Here is a 19,231-nt window from a genome sequence, read left to right as displayed (position 1 = left end):
ACGGCACACACCGCTTCGCATTGAAAACGGCGCACCTGGATGCGCCGTTTTCGTTGCTGCCTGCCTGCACCGTCACGGCAGTGCAGGCGAGGGCAGGGCAATCAGGCGTCCACGGCCCGGCAGGAACCGCGCACCATCAGCTGTGGGTGCACGCTGGTCGCGGTCGGCGCATCCGGCACGTCGGCCTGCACCAGCATCGCCGCCGCCATGCGCCCGATGTCGGACACATGGCGACGCACCGAGGTCAGCGGCGGCCACAGCCGCGACGCCAGCGGGCTGTCGTCGTAGCTGACGATCGACAACTGCTGCGGCACCGCGATGCCCGCACGCAACGCCACCTGATACACGCCGGCAGCCATTTCGTCGTTGCCGGCAAAGATCGCACTGGGGCGTTGTCCGCCCATCAGCAGCCGTTCGGCGGCATGCACGCCCGACTCGAACGTATCGCCCGCTTCCAGCACGCGTTCACCCGGCAGGGTCAGGCCCACCTGCGCCAGCCGGTCGAGGAAGCCATGGGTGCGCTCGCGTGCAGTACGGCGGTCGCCCGGACCGGCAATCACCGCGATGTCGCGGTGGCCGAGCGAGAGCAGGTAGCCCGCTGCCGCGGCTGCACCGTCGCGATCATGGGTGACCACGGCCTGTGCCTCGTCATCCGACACATGCGCGTTGATGCGGACGTAGCGGCATTCAATGCCGTCGAGCATCTCCGTCAACGCAGCCGACTCGGAGGCACGCGGGCCCAGGATCACGCCGTGCAGCTTCTGCTGCTGCACGAAGCGCCGTACGCCGTACGCACAGTCCGGAGCCAGGCTGTCGCAGGGATGCACGACCAGTTCATAGCCGGTGCCGCGCAGCGCTTCCAGCGCGCCGTGCTGCAGGTCGACGATGCATTGGGCGCCCGGGTCGTCATACACCAGGCCGATCAGGAAGGAGCGGCGGAACGCGAGGCCGCGCGCCAGGGGGTCGGGCACGTAACCGACCTCGCGCATCAACGCCTCGACCTTGTCGCGGGTGTCTTTGCGCACCAGCGGCGAGTTGTTGATGATTCTTGAAACCGTTTTCTTGGAAACTCCCGACAGTCGTGCGATGTCGTTGATCGTGGCAGCCTTGCCCTTCGATGCCGGCAACGCGGCATCGCTAATAATTCGCACTGACATGTATAGAACCAGGTAAGTCGGAGAATTCTAGCCTTGCGCCCGTGGGGCGCGAAGTTGCGGAATGTCGCAGCGAAGATGGATCGCGTCGTGTTCGACCGCTTCTGCTGCGCGAGGTTCCATTGTGATCGCTCTACTTGATGTCCATCTGAACCGTTCTTCCGCGCGTGTTCACCTTGAATGCGGGCGCGACGCGCGCGAACGCCAACATTCCCTTAACCAGGCTCCGCTACAGTCGGGGCATGGACCTGCAGACTTCTCCGTTTCCGGTGTTCCGTGGCCGCGACAGGTTGATCGCTGCGGTCGACGCGGCGATGACCTCCGGTGATGCCGAGCGCATCACCGCCGACCTGCAGCTGGCGCTGCAGGAAGCCATCGCGGACAGTCGCATCGAATTGCCCGAGTGCGTACACCGTCCGGTCAGTGATCATTACGCGCGACGCCCGCTGTACCACAGCCGCGAACACGGCTACAGCGTGATTGCCATGAGCTGGGGCCCAGGGCAGGGCACGCCGCTGCACGACCACGATGCCATGTGGTGTGTGGAGGGAGTGTGGTCAGGCGAGCTGGAGATCACCCGCTATGAACTGCTGGAGCGCAACGGTGAGCGCTGCCGCTTCCGCCGCCACGCCGTGCTGCGCGGGGGCTGCGGCAGTGCCGGCAGCCTGATTCCGCCGCACGAGTACCACACCCTGCGCAACGCCAGCAACGAAGCGCTGGCGATCTCGGTACACGTGTACGAGGCGCAGATGGAGCGCTCTGCGGTGTTCGATCCGCTCGGTGGTGACTGGTACCAGCGCCGCATCCAGGCATTGCAGGCCGACCCGGCCTGAGCCGGGGGCAGGGCGGGGCACCACCAGCACCGTCGTGAGCCACGTGGCATCATGCGCCGCTGCGCTGCCGGACCCGGCGGCGATCCGCGATGCCCGGTCGGGCAAGGAGCAAGACGATGTCCAGCGCTGATCCGCGCCTGCGCGCGCTGTTGAAGCTGGCACCGGTGATTCCGGTGTACACCCCCGAAGATGTGAATGAAGCGGTCGAAGTGGCCCAGGCGCTGTTCCGCGGTGGCCTGCCGGTGATCGAAGTGACGCTGCGCACGCCGCAGGCGCTGGATGCGATCAAGGCGATGGTCGAGGCCGTGCCCGATGCGGTAATCGGTGCCGGCACCGTGCTCAACGCCGCGCAGATGCAGGCAGCGAAGCAGGCCGGTGCGCGTTTCGCGGTGTCCCCCGGTGCCACGCCGACGCTGTATGCCGCCGCGCGTGATGCCGACCTGCCGTACCTGCCTGGTGCCGCCACTGCCTCCGATCTGATCCTGGGCCTGGAGCACGGCCACGACACCTTCAAGTTCTTCCCGGCGGTGCAGGCCGGTGGCGCTGCGCTGCTGGCGGCCTGGCACGGCCCGTTCGCCGATGTGCGCTTCTGCCCGACCGGCGGCATCAGCGCGCAGACCGCGCCGCAGTTCCTGCACCTGCCCAACGTGCTGTGCGTGGGCGGCTCGTGGCTGACCACCCCGGCGCTGCTGCAGACCCGCGACTGGGATGCGATCGAGCGCCTGGCCCGCGAGGCCTCGGTACTGGCCGGCTGAACCGCTGCACGAATCGTCAAAGGTTTGATCGTGATCAAAGCGCCGGCCTCGAGCCGGCGTCATTCTGTGGGCAAGCGCACTACGGAGATCCGAACATGAATTCGACCATGAAGGCCGCCGTGGTGCGTGAGTTCGGCAAGCCACTGGTGATCGAGGAAGTCCAGGTACCGCGCCCGGGGGCGGGCGAAGTACTGGTCAAGATCGAGGCCTGTGGCGTCTGCCACACCGACCTGCACGCCGCCGAGGGCGACTGGCCGGTGAAACCGAACCCGCCGTTCATCCCCGGTCACGAGGGCGTGGGGCACATCGTGGCCGTGGGAGGCGGGGTAGGGCACGTCAAGGAAGGCGACAGGGTCGGCATCCCCTGGTTGTACTCGGCCTGTGGCCATTGCGAACACTGCCTGGGTGGCTGGGAAACGCTGTGCGAGACACAGCGCAACACCGGCTACTCGGTCAACGGCGGCTTCGCCGAGTACGCACTGGCCGATGCCAACTATGTCGGCCTGCTTCCGAAGGAAGTGGGCTTCGTCGAGATCGCGCCGGTGCTGTGCGCCGGCGTGACCGTCTACAAGGGCCTGAAGGTGACCGACACCAAGCCCGGGGACTGGGTCGCCATCTCCGGCATCGGCGGTCTGGGCCACATGGCGGTGCAGTACGCCCGCGCGATGGGCCTGAACGTGGCCGCGGTGGATGTGGACGACAACAAGCTGGCATTGGCCCGGCAGCTCGGCGCGCAGATCACCGTCAACGCGCGCACCACCGACCCCGCCGCCTTCCTGAAGAAGGAAATCGGCGGCGCGCACGGCGCGCTGGTCACCGCGGTTTCGCCGAAGGCCTTCGAGCAGGCGCTGGGCATGGTCCGCCGTGGCGGCACCGTCTCGCTCAATGGACTGCCGCCCGGTAATTTCCCGCTGGACATCTTCGGCATGGTGCTCAACGGCATCACCGTGCGCGGCTCGATCGTCGGCACCCGGCTGGACCTGCAGGAGTCGCTGCAGTTCGCTGCCGAAGGCAAGGTCGCGGCCACGGTCAGCACCGACCGCCTGGAAAACATCAACGACGTGTTCGCGCGCATGCACGCGGGCACCCTTGAAGGCCGCGTGGTGCTCGACTTCGCCGCCTGACCGCCTGTGCATGGCCGCCGTCGCTCCGTCCCCCTCTCCCACGGACGCGGCGGCCATGCCTATCCCCCGGTGGTGCCGACCGCTGGCCGGCAAACCCCAGTCGGTTCGGTAGTGCCGGCCGCTGGCCGGCAACCCGGGCACTCTGTGACAGCCGTACAATGCGCGCATGCCCGGCCTGCTCAAGACCCTGTTCCTGTCCCTCGTCGCCCTGATCGGCGGCGTGCTGTCGCTTGCGCTGGTCAGCAGCGTCGCCAGCTGGCTGCCCCCGTTGCTGGGCATGTCGCCGGACAACAACAGCGTGCAGCTGGGGTGGGACCTGGCCTTCAGCGTACTGGGCGGCATCGCCGGCATTTCCTTCGCCACCTACTACGCGCCGTGCTGGCCGCGTTCGCATGGGTTCTCGATCTGGTCGTTGATCGCACTCGGATGCGGTTACGCGATGTGGAGCGCCGGCGCGGATTTCCCACTCTGGTTCGTCATTTCGCTGCTGGCATCGCTGCCGTTGCAGCTGCTGGCCGGCTGGTGGTTCGGCCGCCGCGCGTCGCGCGATCCGCGCTGAGCGCATCCAGGTAGTGCCGGCCGCTGGCCGGCAACCTCGCCCATGCTACAGGTGCCGGCCAGCGGCCGGCACTACCGCTTCAGCGTCGGCAGCGTCTGCTTCAATCGCGCGATGCCCTGCCATGGGTCACCCTTCAGCCGCTTGGCACGCGCCAGCGCCTTGACCATCGGAAACGCGTCGGCCGCGCTCACCCGCGCCAGTTCTTCCCAGCGCAGCGGCACCGCCACGCCGCCAGAATCGCGTGCACGCAGCGACCACGAGCACACGCTGGTGGCGCCTCGGGTGTTGCGCAGCCAGTCGATGAAGATGACGCCATTGCGCTTCGCCTTGCTCATCGTCGCCACGTAGCGGTCCGGCGCCTGCTCCGCCATCACCTGTGCGAACGCCTCGCAGAATGCCTTGGCTTCGTCCCAGCCAGCCTTGGGCTGCAGTGGTACCACCACGTGCACCCCCTTGCCGCCAGACAGGCGTACGAAGCTCTCCAGACCCACCTGCTGGAGGCGGTCACGCACATCGCGTGCACCGGCTTTCACCTGTGCCCAGCTGACGCCGTCACCAGGGTCGAGATCGAACACCAGTCGATCCGGATGCTCCGGGTCGGCCACGGTCGCACCCCACGTATGCAGCTCCAGGGTGTTCATCTGCACCAGCTGCAACAGGCCACGTGCATCGTCGATATAGACATAGTCCTCGCGGCCGCTCTTCTGCTGGAGGGGCACCGCATGTACCGCATCGCCCAGGCCGGGGCCATGATGCTTCTGGAAGAAGCAGGCCTTGCCGACGCCATCCGGACAGCGCAGCAATGACAGCGGACGTCCGGCGACTTCGGGCAGGATCCAGCGCGCCATGCGCTGGTAGTAGTCGGCCACGTCGCCCTTGCTCAGTTTCTGCTTTGGAAACACCACCCGCTCAGGATGGGTGATCTGGACCTCACCTCCGGCTTCGGCATCTGCGGTGCTCATTCCCAGGTCCTCCTTCTGCTTGTCGCTGCGCAGCCGCTTGAAACTGGCCTGGCGCAGCAGGCCTTCCTTGCCCCAGCCACGGAACGCCACCTCCGCCACCGTCACCGGTTTCACCCAGCGTACGCTGGCGGCGCGGAACGGCACATGCACCGGCAGCTGCAGCACCGGCGTCTTCACTGCCAAAGGCTGCAGTGCCTTGAGCAGCGCGCGCAGGCGCTCGTCGTCGAAGCCGGTACCCACGCGGCCCACATAGCGCAGCCCGGCCTTGTCCGGCGTGGCCAGAAGCAGCGAGCCGAATCCCACCCGGGAACCCTTGGGTGCCGTATAGCCGACGATCACGAACTCGTCGGTGTCTTCGTGCTTCACCTTCACCCAGCTGCGCGCGCGGGTGTTTACGTACGGCGCATCCACCTGCTTGCTGACGATGCCTTCGAAGCCGGCCTCGCCGCTGGCATCGAACACCTGCGGCCCATGGTCGACCACGTGTTCGCTGAAGGCCAGTGTGCCGGGCGCCGGCCCGATGAGATCCTTCAGCAGCGCCTTGCGTTCCAGCAACGGCGCACGACTGATGTCCACGCCGGCCACACCCGGAAGATCGAACACGATGTAACGCAACGGTTGCTTCGAGCTTCCATCGATCACGCGCTGCAGTGCTGCGAAATCGCTGCGTCCTTCCTTGTCCAGAACCACCAGCTCGCCATCCAGGCGCGCATCGCGCACCGGCAGCGCCAGCACGGCCTGCGCGACCTCGGGAAAATCGGCCGTCCAGTCCAGGCCGTTGCGCGAGCGGAGTTTCACCTCGCCATCGTGCAGATCGGCCAGCAGACGATAGCCGTCCCACTTGATCTCATGCAGCCAGCGCTCGCCGTCGGGGGCACTGTCGCGATGATCGGTCAACTGCGGTTTGAACCCAAGGGGATAGGGCGTATCACGTGCGCCGTGCAGTTGCAGCGCGCGTGCACGCCAACGCGCATCGGCCTTGCGCGTGGTCGTGCGTGCGACGGGTGCAGCACGCGCCGCCTTCGCTGTGGAACGCTTCTTCGCCGCAGATGCTCGTTTCGGCGTGGGTGCCGTCAGCAGGTCATCCGCCTCCGCGTCGCGCGCTTCGCCGTCGTCGCGCTTGATCAGCAGCCACTGCACCTGACGCCCTTTCATTGCCGTACGCACCAGCTTCCAGCCACCGGCCAGGCGTTGCCCGTGCAGCACGAAGTCGATCTTTCCAGCCGCCAGCGCCTGCAGTGGATCACCTTCACAGGCCCAGGTGCCGTGATCGAAGACATCCACGTGGCCAGCGCCATAGTGGCCTTCAGGAATGTCTCCTTCGAAACCGGCGTAGGACAACGGGTGATCTTCCACCTCCACGGCCAGCCGCTTCTCACCGACGCGCAGCGAAGGCCCCTTGGGCACGGCCCAGCTCTTCAGTACGCCGTCCATTTCCAGGCGGAAGTCATAGTGACGCGAGCTTGCGTGATGCAGCTGGATGACGAAGGTCGGCCGCCGCTTCGGATCGCCGCGTGCGGGCGTGTCGTCAGGCTCCGGCGTCTGCCCGGCGCCACCACCCAGTCTGCGCTTGCGCCGGTACTGGTGCAGCGACATGGTTCAACCTGCCTTGCGCCGCGTGGTCTTCTTTACGGCCTTTTTGGCGGCCTTCTTCGCAGCCTTCTTTGCCGGTGCCTTGCGCATTGCCGTCTTCTTCGCCGGCGTGCGCTTGTTGGCGTCCAGGCTCTTCTGAAGCAACGCCATGAAATCCACCACATTGGTGGTGGCATCTTCACGCGGTGCGGGCTCGTCTTCCACCCGGGTAGTGCCGCCCTTGGATTTGATGCGCTTGTTCAACACCTGCTGCAGGCGCTCGCGGAATTCATCGTGGTACTGCGACGGATCCCAATCGCCGGCCATCGACTCGATCAACTGTTCGGCCATCGCCGTTTCCTTGCTGGTGATGCGATAGTCGGACAGTTTTCCGGTGGGCAGCTTGTAGTCCTCGGGATCCACCAGCTCCTGCGGATAGCGCAGGATCATCAACACCAGCGCGTCCTCATGCGGCATCACCGCGCACAGGTATTCGCGCGTGCGCACCACCACCCGCGCGATGCCCACCTTGCCGGTACTGCGCAGCGTTTCGCGCAGCAGCACATAGCCCTTTTCGGCCTTCTTGCCGGGCACCAGCAGATACGGTTTCTCGTAGTAGCGTGGGTCGATCTGCGCCGCATCCACGAACGATTCCACCTCCACCGCTTCGTGGCTTTCCGGCGCCGCCGAACGGATATCACCTTCCTCCAGCACGACATAACTGCCCTTGTCGTACTCATAGGCTTTGACGATGTCCTTCCAGGGCACTTCCTCACCGGTGTCGGCGTTGACCCGTTCGAAACGGATCGGCTTGCGATCACGGGAGTCGAGCATGCGGAACTGCAGATCGACCTTGCGTTCGCCGGACATCAGTGACACCGGCACGTTGAGCAGGCCAAACGACAACGTGCCGGTCCAGATCGGGCGGGCCATGGGCGCACCTTTGGCGGGGCAGGGTGCCCAGCGTGGGCCGGAGGGCGTAAACCGGCCGTGTCCGTGCCGTGCACGTGGGTTCTACGGAAAGCGGTAGTGCCGGCCGCTGGCCGGCTGAGGCTCGCGGCCTGAAGTTTCCTGGGGTTGCCGGCCAGCGGCCGGCACTACTGCAGCAACGGCTTCACCGCCGCCGCCGGAATATGGTCCAGTGCGCGCCAGGCGTCCTCCACCACCGGCCTCGCCTGCGACCAGCTCAACCGCGACTGCCCGCGCATCTGCTCCCAGTGCTCGGCCAGTTCCTCGCAGGTATCGGCGGCATCACCGCGCGGCCAGTCGGCAGCGTGGGTAGTCAGCGCGAAGGCATACACCGGGCACAGATCGCGCCAGTTGCGGTGGCTCTGGCCTCGGCGCTCTTCGTAGTCACTGAGCATGTACTGCAGGTAGTCCTGCGCCACCGCCTGCGGATCTTCTTGGCGGCGCGTGCGGCGCTGCGCGGTGCGTTGGCCGAGCGGATCGAGCAGGGCGTTGAACACGGACGGTGCGGGTCGTTCAAGACGGGGCATGGCCGGCTCCTGCAGCGGGGGCGGGTGGGCAGGAATACGCGCGGTCCCGTTACCGGGGGGTGAGCGAGATGTTCATGACGCCAGGTTCGCGGCGGCTTTACCTGCAGGGCGGTGTAGTGGGAGCCCCCGAGTGCAGGTACCAGACCATGAGCCGAGAGACCTCGCGAGACCCGCTGCGCGAGAACCACCCGCCCATTCCCGGCGAGCAGCGCGGCAAGCGCGATGCCGACAATGCCGACTACCGCGGCACCGGTGCACCGTTCTTCGATGCCGAGCATGCCGGAGAGCATCTGCCGGTGAAGCACGAGTCTGAACAGGCCGCGCTGGACCGCAAGGACGGCGGCGACCGCCATCGTGGCGGCCAGGAAAGCCCGCTCAAGCGGCGTGAACGCAAGCAGCGCGCCAGCGACAACCAGGATGAGGCGCTGGAGGAGACCTTCCCGGCCAGCGACCCGACCTCGCCGTTCGTACCAGCCAAGGCCCCCGACTGACCGGTAGTGCCGGCCGCTGGCCGGCAACCTCCTGACATCCTGCACAGCGCGATGCCAGCCAGGGCCCCCGATTTACGGGTAGTGCCGGCCGCTGGCCGGCATCCCCCTGACGTCCTGCACAGCGCGATTCTGGCCAGGGCCCCCGACTGACCGGTAGTGCCGGCCGCTGGCCGGCAACCTCCTGACGTCCTGCACGGCGCGATGCCGGCCAGCGGCCGGCACTACCCCTTCAACGCCACGACCATTGCAGGCCGATGTTGGCCCGCCGTCCCGGTCCCGGCTCGTAGAAGCGGCCATTGCCATCGTTGACGATCACCGAGCCGATGTAGGCCTGGTCCAGCACATTCTCCAGCCGGGCGAAGGCGCGCAGCTCGCCACCCGGCAGGTTCCAGCGACGCCCGCCTTCCAGATGCAGCAGGGCGAAACCGGGCGCGCGTTCGGTCGCCACGTCGTTGACCACGGTATCGCTACTGGCCGAGGCTTCCAGCGCCCATTGCCAGTCGGCGGGGGTCCACTGCAGCCTGGCGAAGGCCTGCTGCTGCGGCACACCAGGCAGGCGGCTGCCCGCAGCGACCACGCTGTTCGAGGTCAGGTACGGCGAGCGCACCTGCGCCTGCAGCCATGTCCATGCCAGCTGCAGTTCCAACTGCTCGGCCAGCGGCTGTCGGTACTGCAGTTCCACACCCTGGCGGCGGGTGCGGCCGATGTTGCGATAGGTGCTGCGCCCACCAGAGTTGCTCGCAACTGCCAGCTCATCGTCGGTATCTGCGCGGAACAGGCTGATATCAAGCTGGATTCCGTCCTGTGCGTGCCACTTGCTGCCTACCTCCAGAGTGCGGCTGCGCGCAGCGGCCAGATCCAGTGCCAATCCCGCCTGGCCGTCGGCGCGATACCCCAGCTCATTGAAGGTAGGCGTCTCGAAGCCCCGGCCCACGGCGGCGTGCAGCCGCCACTGCGGGCTGGCCTCGAAGCTGACACCTGCCACCGGCGTGGTTGCCTGATAGCGACGGTGGCCGCTGTCGTCCGGATTGCGCCCGGTGATGTAGCGGTCATTCGATTCGAATCGCACGGCGCTGTGGCGCAGCCCGGCCAGCAGCGACCAGCGCGGGCTCCACTGCCACCAGGCCTGGGCGAACTGGTCCACGTTCTGCACGACGTCGATCTGGTCACGACGCAGGCGCCCGCGCACGCCCACGGTGCTGCCGATGAAGTTCTCGTAGCCGGTGCGGTGCTGGCGCTGGCGGTCCGCACTGAGCCCGGCCACCAGGTCCAACGGTCGGCCGGCGAGGTCGCCATGCCAGCCCCAGCGCGCGTCCAGTCCGCCATAGCCCGCGTCCAGATCGATCACACCGCCCGCATGCAACGGGTTGGCCTGTGCGGTCGGCGGAATCGGCAGGTACTGGGTGACCTCGCGCTGCCCGGCATAGCCCATCAGCTGCCAGCGCTGCACGCCGGTTTCCCGGGTCCAGCGCAGACCAGCCTGCTGCTGGCGCACCGATTTGCGGGTGTTGTACTGGTGCGCCACCGCCGTGGCCTGACGCGGATCAGCCGCTACCTGGGCACGGCTCAGGCCCAGCGGGTCCTGTGCATCGGGAGCATCGAGCACATTGAGCAGCAGCTCGAGCCGTCCATCGCCCAGATCACCACCAATGCGTGCGTTGAGCGATTCACGGCGCGCCCGGCTATGGTCCCGCCATCCTTCGGTGCGGAAGTGATTGGCGGCGATGTTGTAGTCCAGCGCTTGGCCGGCACCCTTCAGCTGCGCGCCGACACTGAGCGTGCTGTCGGCGCCGGCGTTCACGCGCAGCCGCCACGGGTCGCCGGCCTGGCCCTGCGCGCTCCAGACCTGCAGCACGCCGCCGGAGGAATTGCCGTACAGCGCCGAGAACGGCCCGCGCAGCACCTCGATGCGTTCGGCGCCCAACAAGCTGGCGTGCGACAGCTGGCCCTGGCCATCGGGCATGGTCGCCGGCACCCCGTCGATCAACACCCGCACCCCGCGCACACCGAAGGTCGAGCGCGCGCCGAAGCCACGAATCGACAGCTGCGTGTCCTGGGCGAAGTTCTGCCGATCGCGCGCCAGCAGTCCCGGCACCCCGGCCAGTGCCTCGGACAACTGCACGCTGTTGCCGGCCCGGCCGGCGTCGATCCAGACCGTGTCCTGGCTGGCCGGCAACGCGAACGGGTCGATGCCCGGCACCCGCGCCGCCTGCACCTGCACGGCAGGCAGGGCGGTGGGCGCAGGCTCGGCCATGGCCGCCAGTGGCGACAGCAGCAGGGCGGACAACGGCAGGCAGTGGCGTCGTGCGGCGGGATTCATGATTCAGGTTGATGGATCGGGCGGCAACGCACGCCATGGTACGGGGCTGCGGATGACGATGGCGGCGGCCAGCCCCGGCAGGCTTTGTTACGATGGGCTGTTTCCGGCCGAAAAGCCGCAGACCGCGTGGCGCAATTCCTCCCCCTTTCCGTCTACCGAACGAGTACCGCCGTGTCCTTCTTTGCAAACGTGGAACTGGTCCCAGGCGACCCGATCCTGGGCCTGACCGAGGCGTACAACGCCGACAGCCGCCCGACCAAGGTCAACCTGGGTGTGGGCATCTACTACGACGAGAGCGGCCGCATTCCGCTGCTGCGCGCCGTCAAGCAGATCGAGCAGCAGCTCGCCAACGAGGCCAAACCGCGCGGCTACCTGCCGATCGATGGCCTGCCGGCGTACACGCAGGCGACGCGTGAGCTGGTGTTCGGCAAGGACTCGCCGCTGCTGGCCGCCGGCCGCGTCACCACCGCACAGACCGTCGGTGGCAGCGGTGCGCTGCGTGTCGGCGCCGATGTGCTGAAGAAGCTGCTGCCGCACGCCACCGTTGCACTGAGCAACCCGAGCTGGGAAAACCATCGCGCCGTGTTCAGCGCGGCCGGCTTCGAAGTGGTGGATTACACCTATTTCGACCCGACCACCCACGGCGTCAACTTCGACGGCCTGCTGGCCGACCTCGGCAAGCTGGAAGCCGGCACCGTGGTGCTGCTGCACGCCTGCTGCCACAACCCCACCGGCGCCGACCTCACGGTCACCCAGTGGAAGCAGGTCGCGCAGCTGCTGAAGGAAAAGCAGCTGTTCCCCTTCATCGACATGGCCTACCAGGGCTTCGACAAGGGCATCGAGCAGGACGGCGCCGCCGTGCGCATCATCGCCGAAGCCGGCATCGACAGCTTCATCGTCGCCAATTCGTACTCCAAGTCGTTCTCGCTGTACGGCGAGCGCGTGGGTGCGCTGTCGATGGTGGCGCCGACCGCCGCTGACGCCAAGGCCGTGCAGTCGCAGGTCAAGCGCGTGATCCGCACCATCTACTCCAGCCCGTCCACCCACGGTGCCGCGCTGGTGGCCGGCGTGCTGACCAACCCGGAACTGCGCGCGATGTGGGAGCAGGAGCTGACCGAGATGCGCGAGCGCATCCACGCCCTGCGCCAGGGCCTGGTGGAGAAGCTGGCCGCTGCCGGTGCCCCGCAGTTCGGCTTCATCAACGAACAGGCCGGCATGTTCTCCTACTCCGGCCTGAGCCGTGAGCAGGTCGAGCGTCTGCGCGACGAGTTCGGCATCTACGCCGTCGGCACCGGCCGCATCTGCGTGGCCGCGCTGAACCAGAACAACTTGGAATACGTCGCCAAGGCCGTGGCCACCGTTGCCAAGGGCTGAAACAGCGCTCCAGTGGTTTGAAGACAAAGGCGCCGAAAGGCGCCTTTGTTTTTGCTCTTGCTTTGCCTCTGCCTTTGCCACACCCTCCGCGCTCGCGGCGAACCCTGAAGCGCAGGGCGAGGTACACCGTGGACAGGACCGTGAGGCGCATGGATGCGCCGACCGAGCCCCCATGGGTGAGGGCGCTTTGCCTGCGAAGCACTGCTTCGCAAGCGCCCGAACGGCCTGCCGCCAGCGGCTGGGCCGGACCCCGGAGGGGGGTTTACGGCGTGTCCTGGTCACGGTGTGCCTCGCCCTGCGCCTCCATGAAGGAGTGCGCCGACAGCGCAACGCATCTGGAAACGATTACGCCTTCCCGCGCTCACGCACGGCCCCGCCATACGGGCGACAATAGGCGTTTTCCCGCTGCCGAGACCTGCCCGCTCATGTCCCGTACTTCGTTGACCCGCTTCCTGATCCAGGAACAGCACGCCGGCCGCATCAATGCCGACCTGCGCCAGCTGATCGCGGTCGTCGCCCGCGCCTGCACCAGCATCTCCATCGCCGTCAGCAAGGGCGCCCTCGGTGGCGTGCTCGGCGACGCCGGTACCGGCAACGTGCAGGGCGAAGCGCAGAAGAAGCTGGATGTGATCAGCAACGAGATCCTGCTCGAAGCCAACGCCTGGGGCGGCCATCTCGCCGCCTGCGCCTCCGAAGAAATGGACCACAGCCAGCCGGTGCCGGACATCTATCCGCGCGGCGATTTCCTGCTGCTGTTCGATCCCCTCGATGGCAGCTCCAACATCGACGTCAACGTCTCCGTCGGCACCATCTTCTCGGTGCTGCGCTGCCCGACCAACGTCGAACTGCCGGGCGATGACGCCTTCCTGCAGCCGGGCAGCAAGCAGATTGCCGCCGGCTACTGCATCTACGGGCCCAGCACCCAGCTGGTGCTGACCGTCGGCCACGGTACCCATGCCTTCACCCTGGACCGCGAGAAGGGCGAGTTCGTGCTGACCACCGAGAACATGCAGATTCCGGCGGCCACCCAGGAATTCGCCATCAACATGTCCAACCAGCGTCACTGGGAAGCGCCGATGCAGGCCTATGTCGGTGATCTGCTGGCGGGCAAGGAAGGCGCGCGCGGCAAGAACTTCAACATGCGCTGGATCGCCAGCATGGTCGCCGACGTGCATCGCATCCTGACCCGCGGCGGCATCTTCATCTACCCGTGGGACAAGAAGGATCCGTCCAAGGCCGGCAAGCTGCGCCTGATGTACGAAGCCAACCCGATGGGCCTGCTGGTCGAACAGGCCGGTGGCGCTGCCTGGACCGGCCGCGAGCGCATCCTCGACATCCAGCCCGACCAGCTGCACCAGCGCGTGCCGGTGTTCCTGGGTTCGCGCGAGGAAGTGGCTGAAGCCGTGCGCTACCACCACGCGCACGACGACGCGCAGGGCTGACGGCCTATCGCCTGACAGCGGTCATGGCAGTTCGATGACATGACCGTGGGGTGACACCGAGGGCGGCAAACGGCACCATCAAGCCGTTGCCGCCTAAGGAATGCACGCATGCACGAGCAGGGCCCGGTCGATTTCATCGAAGTCATCCACAACGCCGTCCCCAGCGAGGTCTGCGCGGCCATCGTTGAGCGCCTGCGCGCTACGCGTGGCCTGCAGCCCGGTGCGGTGGGCAGTGGCGTGTTCCCGGAACTCAAGCACAGCAAGGATCTGCGCATCAGTGGCCTGGACGGCTGGCAGGATATCGATCAGCAGCTGCAGATCGCGGTGTTCAATGGCCTGCTGACTTATCTACGCCGTTATCCACAGGCGTTGATTGCGCCGCTGATGTTGCAGATCCAGGACAGCAACGGCCAACCGCGACGCCTGTCTGCCGAGGACTTCCCCGACATGCCGCAGCAGCAGCTGGCCGATCTGGCCCGCACCTGCCTGCGCCCGGGTGCGATCAACCTGCAGTGGTATGCGGCAGGCGAGGGCGGCTACCCGTACTGGCATTGCGAGCTGTACCCGAAGGATGCGCAGGCCGAGACCCTGCACCGGCACGTGCTGTGGACGCTGTACCTCAACGACGACTTCGAAGAGGGCGAAACCGAGTTCCTGTTCCAGGGGCGGAAGATCGCGCCGCGCACCGGCAGCCTGCTGATTGCGCCGACTGCGTTCACCCACACGCATCGTGGCAACCGGCCGCAGGGTGGGGACAAGTTCATCGCGACCAGCTGGATCCTGTTCCAGAGTGCGCAGAAGTTGTTTGGAGGGTAGAGTCGAGCATGCTCAACTGCCTTTACGTCTCCAGTCGAGCAAGCTCGACTCTACTCAGAACAACGAACCCTGCGGCGAATCCTTCTTCGGCGGCAGCGGCTTCAGGAACCGGCTGCAATCCAGCTTCGGCCAATGGCTGTTCTGCGCATTGAAGCCCAGACGTTTGCGCGCCAGCTTGAAGCGGTTGTTCAACAGATCGGCATACACGCCCTGGCCCCGCATGCGCGTGCCGAACTGGCTGTCGTAGTCCTTGCCGCCGCGCAGCTGCTGGATGGTACTCATCACATGTGCGGCGCGATCTGGATGATGGGTGTCCAGCCACTCGCGGAACAGCGGTGCCACTTCCAGCGGCAGGCGCAGCAGCACATAACCGGCGGTGCTGGCACCGGCATCGTGTGCAGCCTCCAGCACCGCTTCCAGTTCGCTGTCGTTGATCCACGGAATCACCGGCGCCACCATCACGCCCACCGGAATGCCAGCGTCATGGAGGCGCTTCATCGCGCGCAGCCGTGCGTGCGGCGCCGATGCGCGCGGTTCCAGCTTCGCGGAGAGGTGCGGGTCCAGCGAGGTCACCGAGAAATGCACGCTGACCAGGTTCTCCGCCGCCAGCGGTGCAAGCAGGTCGATATCGCGCTCGACCAGTGCGTTCTTGGTGATCAGCGAGAAAGGATGCTTGGTCTCCAGCATCAGTTCGATCAGTTGGCGGGTGAGTTTGAACTTGCGCTCGATCGGCTGATACGCGTCGGTGTTGATGCCCAGCGCGATCGGCTGCGGCACGTAGCCCGGCTTCGACAGCTCCTTGCGCAGCAGCTGCGGCGCATTGGTCTTGGCGAACAGCTTGGTTTCGAAATCCAGGCCCGGCGACAGGTTCAGATAGGCATGCGAGGGGCGCGCAAAGCAGTAAGAACACCCATGCTCGCAACCGCGATACGGATTGACCGACTGGCTGAAGCCGACGTCCGGCGAGGTGTTGCGGGTGATGATGCTGCGCGCGGTCTCGGCACGCACTTCGGTACGCAGGCGCGGGGCAAGGAACTCCTCGCTCTCGTCGACCGCCCAGCCGTCGTCCACCGCCTCGCTGACGGTGCTTTCAAAGCGCCCGGCAAGGTGGGACGTGGAACCTCGGCCCTTGATCGCAATACCCATTGCGGCAGGGTACGTCGTGGTTGTCTCAATGGCTGCGACGGCCGCCTGAAGGGTTCAGCGCCACCCGTAGAGTCGAGCCTTGCTCGACTGCACCCAGGGTGGCCCCAGACCGAAGTCGAGCATGGCTCGACGCTACAGGGGAGGGGTCAGAGCAGCGCCAGGTACCCGCGCACCGTGGCGTCCAGCCCGTCGTACAGCGCCTCACCGATCAGCGCGTGGCCGATCGACACCTCCAGCACGTCCGGCACGTTGGCCAGGAAATCGCGCAGGTTGTCCTGCGACAGATCGTGGCCGGCGTTCACGCCCAGGCCAACGGCCTGTGCACGGCGTGCGGCAGTGGCGAACAGCGCCAGCATCGCGTCAGCATCACCAGCCGCATGCGCCTCCGCATAGGGCCCGGTATACAGCTCGATGCGGTCCGCACCCACTTCGGCCGCCTGCTCCAGCAACGGGTTGCCGGCATCGACGAACAGGCTGACCCGGCAACCCATCGCTTTCAGTTCGGTGATCAATGGGCGCAACCGCTCGGCATCGCGCTCGAAGTCGAAACCGTGGTCGGACGTGATCTGCCCATCGCCATCCGGTACCAGGGTGGCCTGCGCCGGGCGGGTCTGCGCGCACAAGGGCAGCAGGCCGGGGTAGCCCTCGCGGGGCGGTGCAAACGGGTTGCCTTCGATGTTGAATTCGACGCCACGGGCACGGGTCAGCGTGGACAGGGCCAGCACATCCTCGGCGGTGATGTGGCGACGGTCCGGCCGCGGATGCACGGTGATGCCGTGCGCGCCGGCATCCAGGCAGGCCTGGGCGGCGCGTACCACGTCCGGTTCGGCACCGCCGCGCGAATTGCGCAGGACGGCGATCTTGTTGACGTTGACGCTGAGCTGGGTCATGGAACGAAACTACTTGGAAAGAGGGGATGGATCGTGATCGTTGGGGTCGTCACCGCGGCGGGCCTGGGCCTGTTCGCGCAGGCGGCGCAGTTCTTCGGCATCGACCAGTGTGGACGGATCGCGCTGTGGATCACCGAAACGGGCCACATAGCGGCCGCGTACCCAGGCCAGCAGGAAGGCGAGGGCGGCCAGCAGGCACAGGGTCATCAGCCCGGGGCTGGGGGTCTTCAGCGCGAAGGCGAAACAGCCCAGCGCCAGCAGCAGGTACAACCAGTACATAGTCGGGCTCCCCGGATGATCGGCGCAGTGTAGCGCTGCGTCAGAGCAGCGGCGAGGCCAGCCGGGCGAAGGCCTCGGGCAGGCGGTGCAGCCACAGCGAACGACCGGCCTGGTCGTGCACCCGCGTGGAACGGTCGAATTCGCCCTGCAGCAGTTCGGCCAGCGCAGCTACCCGGTCACGGTCGCTGATCATCATCGACAGCTCGAAGTTCAGCCGGAAGCTGCGGTGATCGAAGTTGGCACTGCCGACGATGCAGACGTCGTCATCGGCGATGAAGGCCTTGGTATGCAGCATGCGTGGGCCGTACTCGTAGATCTTCACCCCGGCATGCAGCAGCTCGTCGAAGTAGGAGCGGGCGGCCTGGGTGACGAACCAGGAATCGCTCATCTTCGGCACCAGCAGGCGCACGTCCAGCCCGCCCAGCGCGGCCGAGGTCAGTGCCATCCGCGCCGCTTCGCCAGGCACGAAGTAGGGCGTGACCAGCCAGACGCGCTCGTGCGCTTCCTGGATCGCCGCCACATGCAGGCGATGGATCGTTTCCCAGCCCGAGTCCGGGCCGGAGACCAGCACCTGGGCGTTGATCGCACCATCGCCGCGCAGCGGCATGTCGGCTGGCCACAGACGCGCGATGTCCATGCGCGAGGGATCCTGTCCACTGGCGTAGAGCCAGTCCTCGGCAAACACCAGCTGCAGGCTGCGCACCACGTGGCCGCGGATGCGCATGTGCAGGTCGCGGTAGGCATCCGCCCTGCGGCTTTCATCCTCGTCGTCGGTGATGTTGATGCCGCCGGTGAAGGCGAGGCGGCCGTCGACGATCACCAGCTTGCGGTGGGTACGCAGGTTCAACCACGGGCGCTTGAATGGCTTCAGCAGCTGCCGTGGGTGGAACCAGATCGCTTCGCCACCGGCGTCGAGCAGCGGCTGCAGGAAGCGGCGGGGCAGGGCCGACGAACCCACCGCGTCGAGCAGCAGGCGCACCTGCACGCCCGCGCGTGCGCGCTCGACCAGGGCGTCGCGCAGCGCGGTGCCGGCATGGTCCGGGTTGAAGATGTAGTACTCCAGGTGGACGTGGTCGCGGGCCTGCGCGATGGCCTCCAGCAGGGCCGCGTAGGTGGCCGCGCCATCCACCAGCCAGGTGACTTCGGTGGCGCTGCTTGGCGCGAGCCCGGTCGTGGCCTGTGCGACCTTGGCCAGCTCGGTGCAGTCGGCGTCGGGAGGGCAGACATCGCTGTAGTGCTCCATCCCCGAGCGGGCACGGCCACGGCGCAGGCGCTGCCGCTTCACCTTCTGCGGGCCCAGCAGGTAGTAGATGAAGAGACCCAGGTAGGGCAGCAGCGCCAGCGACAGGATCCAGCTCAGCGTGGCCACCGGCTCGCGCTTCTGCAGCATGATCCAGCCCGCCAGCGCGAACAGGTACAGCAGATAGGCGACCGCCAGGATCGTGCCAAGGTGGGCGATGCCGTCGAGCCATTGGCGCAGGGAGTCGAAGAGGGCGAGCATCCGCCGATCATAACGGTCCAGGCCGTCAGGCATAAAAAAGACGCCCCTGTTTCCAGGGGCGTCTGCAGTCGCGTCATGACTGTTGTATTGCGGTGTAGCAGTTACTGCTGCACAAAACCGATCTTCTTCATCTGAGCGTTCTTCGCGGCAGCCAGAACCTTGGCCATCACGTCGTACTCGGAATCCGGGCTCGCGTCGATGCGCAGTTCCGGCTGGTTGGTCGGGTCCTTCTGGACCTCGTTTTCCATCCGCTGCTGCAGCTCGCTCGCATTGATCGGGCTGTTGTTCCACGAGACCTGGTTGCTGGCGTCGATCTTGAGTTCGATCGGCGGCGGCGGTTCGACCAGCTGCGGCGGTGGGTTGAGCACGCGCTGCGGCAGGTCCACGGCGATCGGGTACGTCATGATCGGCGCGGTCACGATGAAGATGATCAGCAGAACCAGCATCACGTCCACGAGGGGCGTGACGTTGATGTCTGCCATGGGGCCTTTGCCACCACCACTACTGAATGCCATGG

General features: G+C 66.7%; 18 protein-coding genes. 8 read left to right on the top strand and 10 right to left on the bottom strand.

Features of this window, described 5'->3' with window-relative positions; genetic code table 11:
• Positions 1 to 101 precede the first annotated feature (101 nt).
• On the bottom strand, positions 102 to 1,157 hold the full coding sequence (locus R1L06_RS03665) for a LacI family DNA-binding transcriptional regulator (protein WP_032129266.1): 1,056 nt from the start codon (positions 1,155 to 1,157) through the stop codon (positions 102 to 104).
• 239 nt (positions 1,158 to 1,396) lie between these two features.
• Between R1L06_RS03665 and R1L06_RS03660 the strand changes: the two genes are divergently transcribed.
• The 4 genes from R1L06_RS03660 (at position 1,397) to R1L06_RS03645 (ending at position 4,425) form a co-directional block, all read left to right on the top strand.
• Positions 1,397 to 1,987, top strand: coding sequence for a cysteine dioxygenase family protein (locus R1L06_RS03660; RefSeq protein ID WP_049399007.1), 591 nt, complete (start codon positions 1,397 to 1,399; stop codon positions 1,985 to 1,987).
• A gap of 116 nt (positions 1,988 to 2,103) precedes the next feature.
• Positions 2,104 to 2,742, top strand: a complete 639-nt coding sequence (eda, locus tag R1L06_RS03655; RefSeq protein WP_132808674.1) for a bifunctional 4-hydroxy-2-oxoglutarate aldolase/2-dehydro-3-deoxy-phosphogluconate aldolase — start codon at positions 2,104 to 2,106, stop codon at positions 2,740 to 2,742.
• 95 nt (positions 2,743 to 2,837) lie between these two features.
• Positions 2,838 to 3,866 (top strand): alcohol dehydrogenase AdhP, encoded by a 1,029-nt coding sequence (gene adhP, locus R1L06_RS03650; protein WP_317216935.1) that lies wholly within the window; start codon positions 2,838 to 2,840, stop codon positions 3,864 to 3,866.
• A 166-nt stretch (positions 3,867 to 4,032) separates the two neighbouring features.
• The gene (locus tag R1L06_RS03645) at positions 4,033 to 4,425 is read left to right on the top strand and encodes a hypothetical protein (protein WP_197617072.1); all 393 of its coding nucleotides are present in this window, start codon (positions 4,033 to 4,035) and stop codon (positions 4,423 to 4,425) included.
• Positions 4,426 to 4,496: 71 nt separating this feature from the next.
• On the opposite strand, the gene ligD is transcribed toward R1L06_RS03645, so the two are convergent.
• The 3 genes from ligD to R1L06_RS03630 form a co-directional block, all read right to left on the bottom strand.
• A complete protein-coding gene (ligD, locus tag R1L06_RS03640) occupies positions 4,497 to 6,983 on the bottom strand; it encodes a DNA ligase D (RefSeq protein WP_317216934.1) in 2,487 nt (828 codons plus the stop codon).
• Between the two features lie 3 nt (positions 6,984 to 6,986).
• A complete protein-coding gene (gene ku, locus R1L06_RS03635) occupies positions 6,987 to 7,892 on the bottom strand; it encodes a non-homologous end joining protein Ku (RefSeq protein ID WP_317216933.1) in 906 nt (301 codons plus the stop codon).
• A gap of 164 nt (positions 7,893 to 8,056) precedes the next feature.
• Positions 8,057 to 8,455 (bottom strand): hypothetical protein, encoded by a 399-nt coding sequence (locus tag R1L06_RS03630; protein WP_049399009.1) that lies wholly within the window; start codon positions 8,453 to 8,455, stop codon positions 8,057 to 8,059.
• 146 nt (positions 8,456 to 8,601) lie between these two features.
• Here R1L06_RS03630 and R1L06_RS03625 point away from each other — a divergent pair, with 146 nt between their 5' ends.
• Positions 8,602 to 8,946, top strand: a complete 345-nt coding sequence (locus R1L06_RS03625; RefSeq protein ID WP_032129273.1) for a hypothetical protein — start codon at positions 8,602 to 8,604, stop codon at positions 8,944 to 8,946.
• 229 nt (positions 8,947 to 9,175) lie between these two features.
• On the opposite strand, the gene R1L06_RS03620 is transcribed toward R1L06_RS03625, so the two are convergent.
• Positions 9,176 to 11,266, bottom strand: a complete 2,091-nt coding sequence (locus tag R1L06_RS03620) for a TonB-dependent receptor family protein (protein WP_317216932.1) — start codon at positions 11,264 to 11,266, stop codon at positions 9,176 to 9,178.
• Positions 11,267 to 11,437: 171 nt separating this feature from the next.
• On the opposite strand from R1L06_RS03620, the gene R1L06_RS03615 reads away from it, so the two are divergent.
• From R1L06_RS03615 to R1L06_RS03605, 3 genes are all read left to right on the top strand, one after another.
• Positions 11,438 to 12,640 (top strand): amino acid aminotransferase, encoded by a 1,203-nt coding sequence (locus R1L06_RS03615; protein ID WP_106466640.1) that lies wholly within the window; start codon positions 11,438 to 11,440, stop codon positions 12,638 to 12,640.
• 425 nt (positions 12,641 to 13,065) lie between these two features.
• Positions 13,066 to 14,082, top strand: coding sequence for a class 1 fructose-bisphosphatase (locus tag R1L06_RS03610; protein WP_014035428.1), 1,017 nt, complete (start codon positions 13,066 to 13,068; stop codon positions 14,080 to 14,082).
• A 108-nt stretch (positions 14,083 to 14,190) separates the two neighbouring features.
• Positions 14,191 to 14,898, top strand: a complete 708-nt coding sequence (locus R1L06_RS03605) for a 2OG-Fe(II) oxygenase (RefSeq protein WP_317216931.1) — start codon at positions 14,191 to 14,193, stop codon at positions 14,896 to 14,898.
• 54 nt (positions 14,899 to 14,952) lie between these two features.
• On the opposite strand, the gene R1L06_RS03600 is transcribed toward R1L06_RS03605, so the two are convergent.
• The 5 genes from R1L06_RS03600 to R1L06_RS03580 form a co-directional block, all read right to left on the bottom strand.
• Entirely contained in the window at positions 14,953 to 16,044 is a 1,092-nt protein-coding gene (locus R1L06_RS03600) for a PA0069 family radical SAM protein (protein WP_317216930.1), read from the bottom strand.
• 146 nt (positions 16,045 to 16,190) lie between these two features.
• Positions 16,191 to 16,934 (bottom strand): pyridoxine 5'-phosphate synthase, encoded by a 744-nt coding sequence (locus R1L06_RS03595; RefSeq protein WP_032129279.1) that lies wholly within the window; start codon positions 16,932 to 16,934, stop codon positions 16,191 to 16,193.
• 9 nt (positions 16,935 to 16,943) lie between these two features.
• Positions 16,944 to 17,213: a hypothetical protein gene (locus tag R1L06_RS03590; RefSeq protein ID WP_032129280.1), complete on the bottom strand. Its 270-nt coding sequence runs from the start codon at positions 17,211 to 17,213 to the stop codon at positions 16,944 to 16,946.
• A 40-nt stretch (positions 17,214 to 17,253) separates the two neighbouring features.
• Positions 17,254 to 18,714, bottom strand: coding sequence for a cardiolipin synthase (gene cls, locus R1L06_RS03585; protein ID WP_317216929.1), 1,461 nt, complete (start codon positions 18,712 to 18,714; stop codon positions 17,254 to 17,256).
• Between the two features lie 101 nt (positions 18,715 to 18,815).
• On the bottom strand, positions 18,816 to 19,229 hold the full coding sequence (locus R1L06_RS03580; RefSeq protein WP_032129281.1) for an ExbD/TolR family protein: 414 nt from the start codon (positions 19,227 to 19,229) through the stop codon (positions 18,816 to 18,818).
• Positions 19,230 to 19,231: the final 2 nt, after the last annotated feature.

The organism is Stenotrophomonas mexicanensis (genome assembly GCF_032911605.1).
GTDB classification, from domain to species: domain Bacteria; phylum Pseudomonadota; class Gammaproteobacteria; order Xanthomonadales; family Xanthomonadaceae; genus Stenotrophomonas; species Stenotrophomonas maltophilia_A.
Note: the sequence above shows the minus strand (reverse complement) of the source record. Positions and strands in the feature narration are given on the sequence as shown.

Coding starts and splice junctions, on each gene's coding strand:
- R1L06_RS03595 (WP_032129279.1), bottom strand. CDS start 16,934: ATGACCCAGCTCAGCGTCAACGTCAACAAGATCGCCGTCCTGCGCAAT.
- R1L06_RS03610 (WP_014035428.1), top strand. CDS start 13,066: ATGTCCCGTACTTCGTTGACCCGCTTCCTGATCCAGGAACAGCACGCC.
- R1L06_RS03620 (WP_317216932.1), bottom strand. CDS start 11,266: ATGAATCCCGCCGCACGACGCCACTGCCTGCCGTTGTCCGCCCTGCTG.
- R1L06_RS03590 (WP_032129280.1), bottom strand. CDS start 17,213: ATGTACTGGTTGTACCTGCTGCTGGCGCTGGGCTGTTTCGCCTTCGCG.
- eda (WP_132808674.1), top strand. CDS start 2,104: ATGTCCAGCGCTGATCCGCGCCTGCGCGCGCTGTTGAAGCTGGCACCG.
- R1L06_RS03665 (WP_032129266.1), bottom strand. CDS start 1,157: ATGTCAGTGCGAATTATTAGCGATGCCGCGTTGCCGGCATCGAAGGGC.
- adhP (WP_317216935.1), top strand. CDS start 2,838: ATGAATTCGACCATGAAGGCCGCCGTGGTGCGTGAGTTCGGCAAGCCA.
- R1L06_RS03630 (WP_049399009.1), bottom strand. CDS start 8,455: ATGCCCCGTCTTGAACGACCCGCACCGTCCGTGTTCAACGCCCTGCTC.
- ligD (WP_317216934.1), bottom strand. CDS start 6,983: ATGTCGCTGCACCAGTACCGGCGCAAGCGCAGACTGGGTGGTGGCGCC.
- R1L06_RS03645 (WP_197617072.1), top strand. CDS start 4,033: ATGCCCGGCCTGCTCAAGACCCTGTTCCTGTCCCTCGTCGCCCTGATC.
- cls (WP_317216929.1), bottom strand. CDS start 18,714: ATGCTCGCCCTCTTCGACTCCCTGCGCCAATGGCTCGACGGCATCGCC.
- R1L06_RS03605 (WP_317216931.1), top strand. CDS start 14,191: ATGCACGAGCAGGGCCCGGTCGATTTCATCGAAGTCATCCACAACGCC.
- R1L06_RS03625 (WP_032129273.1), top strand. CDS start 8,602: ATGAGCCGAGAGACCTCGCGAGACCCGCTGCGCGAGAACCACCCGCCC.
- R1L06_RS03660 (WP_049399007.1), top strand. CDS start 1,397: ATGGACCTGCAGACTTCTCCGTTTCCGGTGTTCCGTGGCCGCGACAGG.
- ku (WP_317216933.1), bottom strand. CDS start 7,892: ATGGCCCGCCCGATCTGGACCGGCACGTTGTCGTTTGGCCTGCTCAAC.
- R1L06_RS03580 (WP_032129281.1), bottom strand. CDS start 19,229: ATGGCATTCAGTAGTGGTGGTGGCAAAGGCCCCATGGCAGACATCAAC.
- R1L06_RS03600 (WP_317216930.1), bottom strand. CDS start 16,044: ATGGGTATTGCGATCAAGGGCCGAGGTTCCACGTCCCACCTTGCCGGG.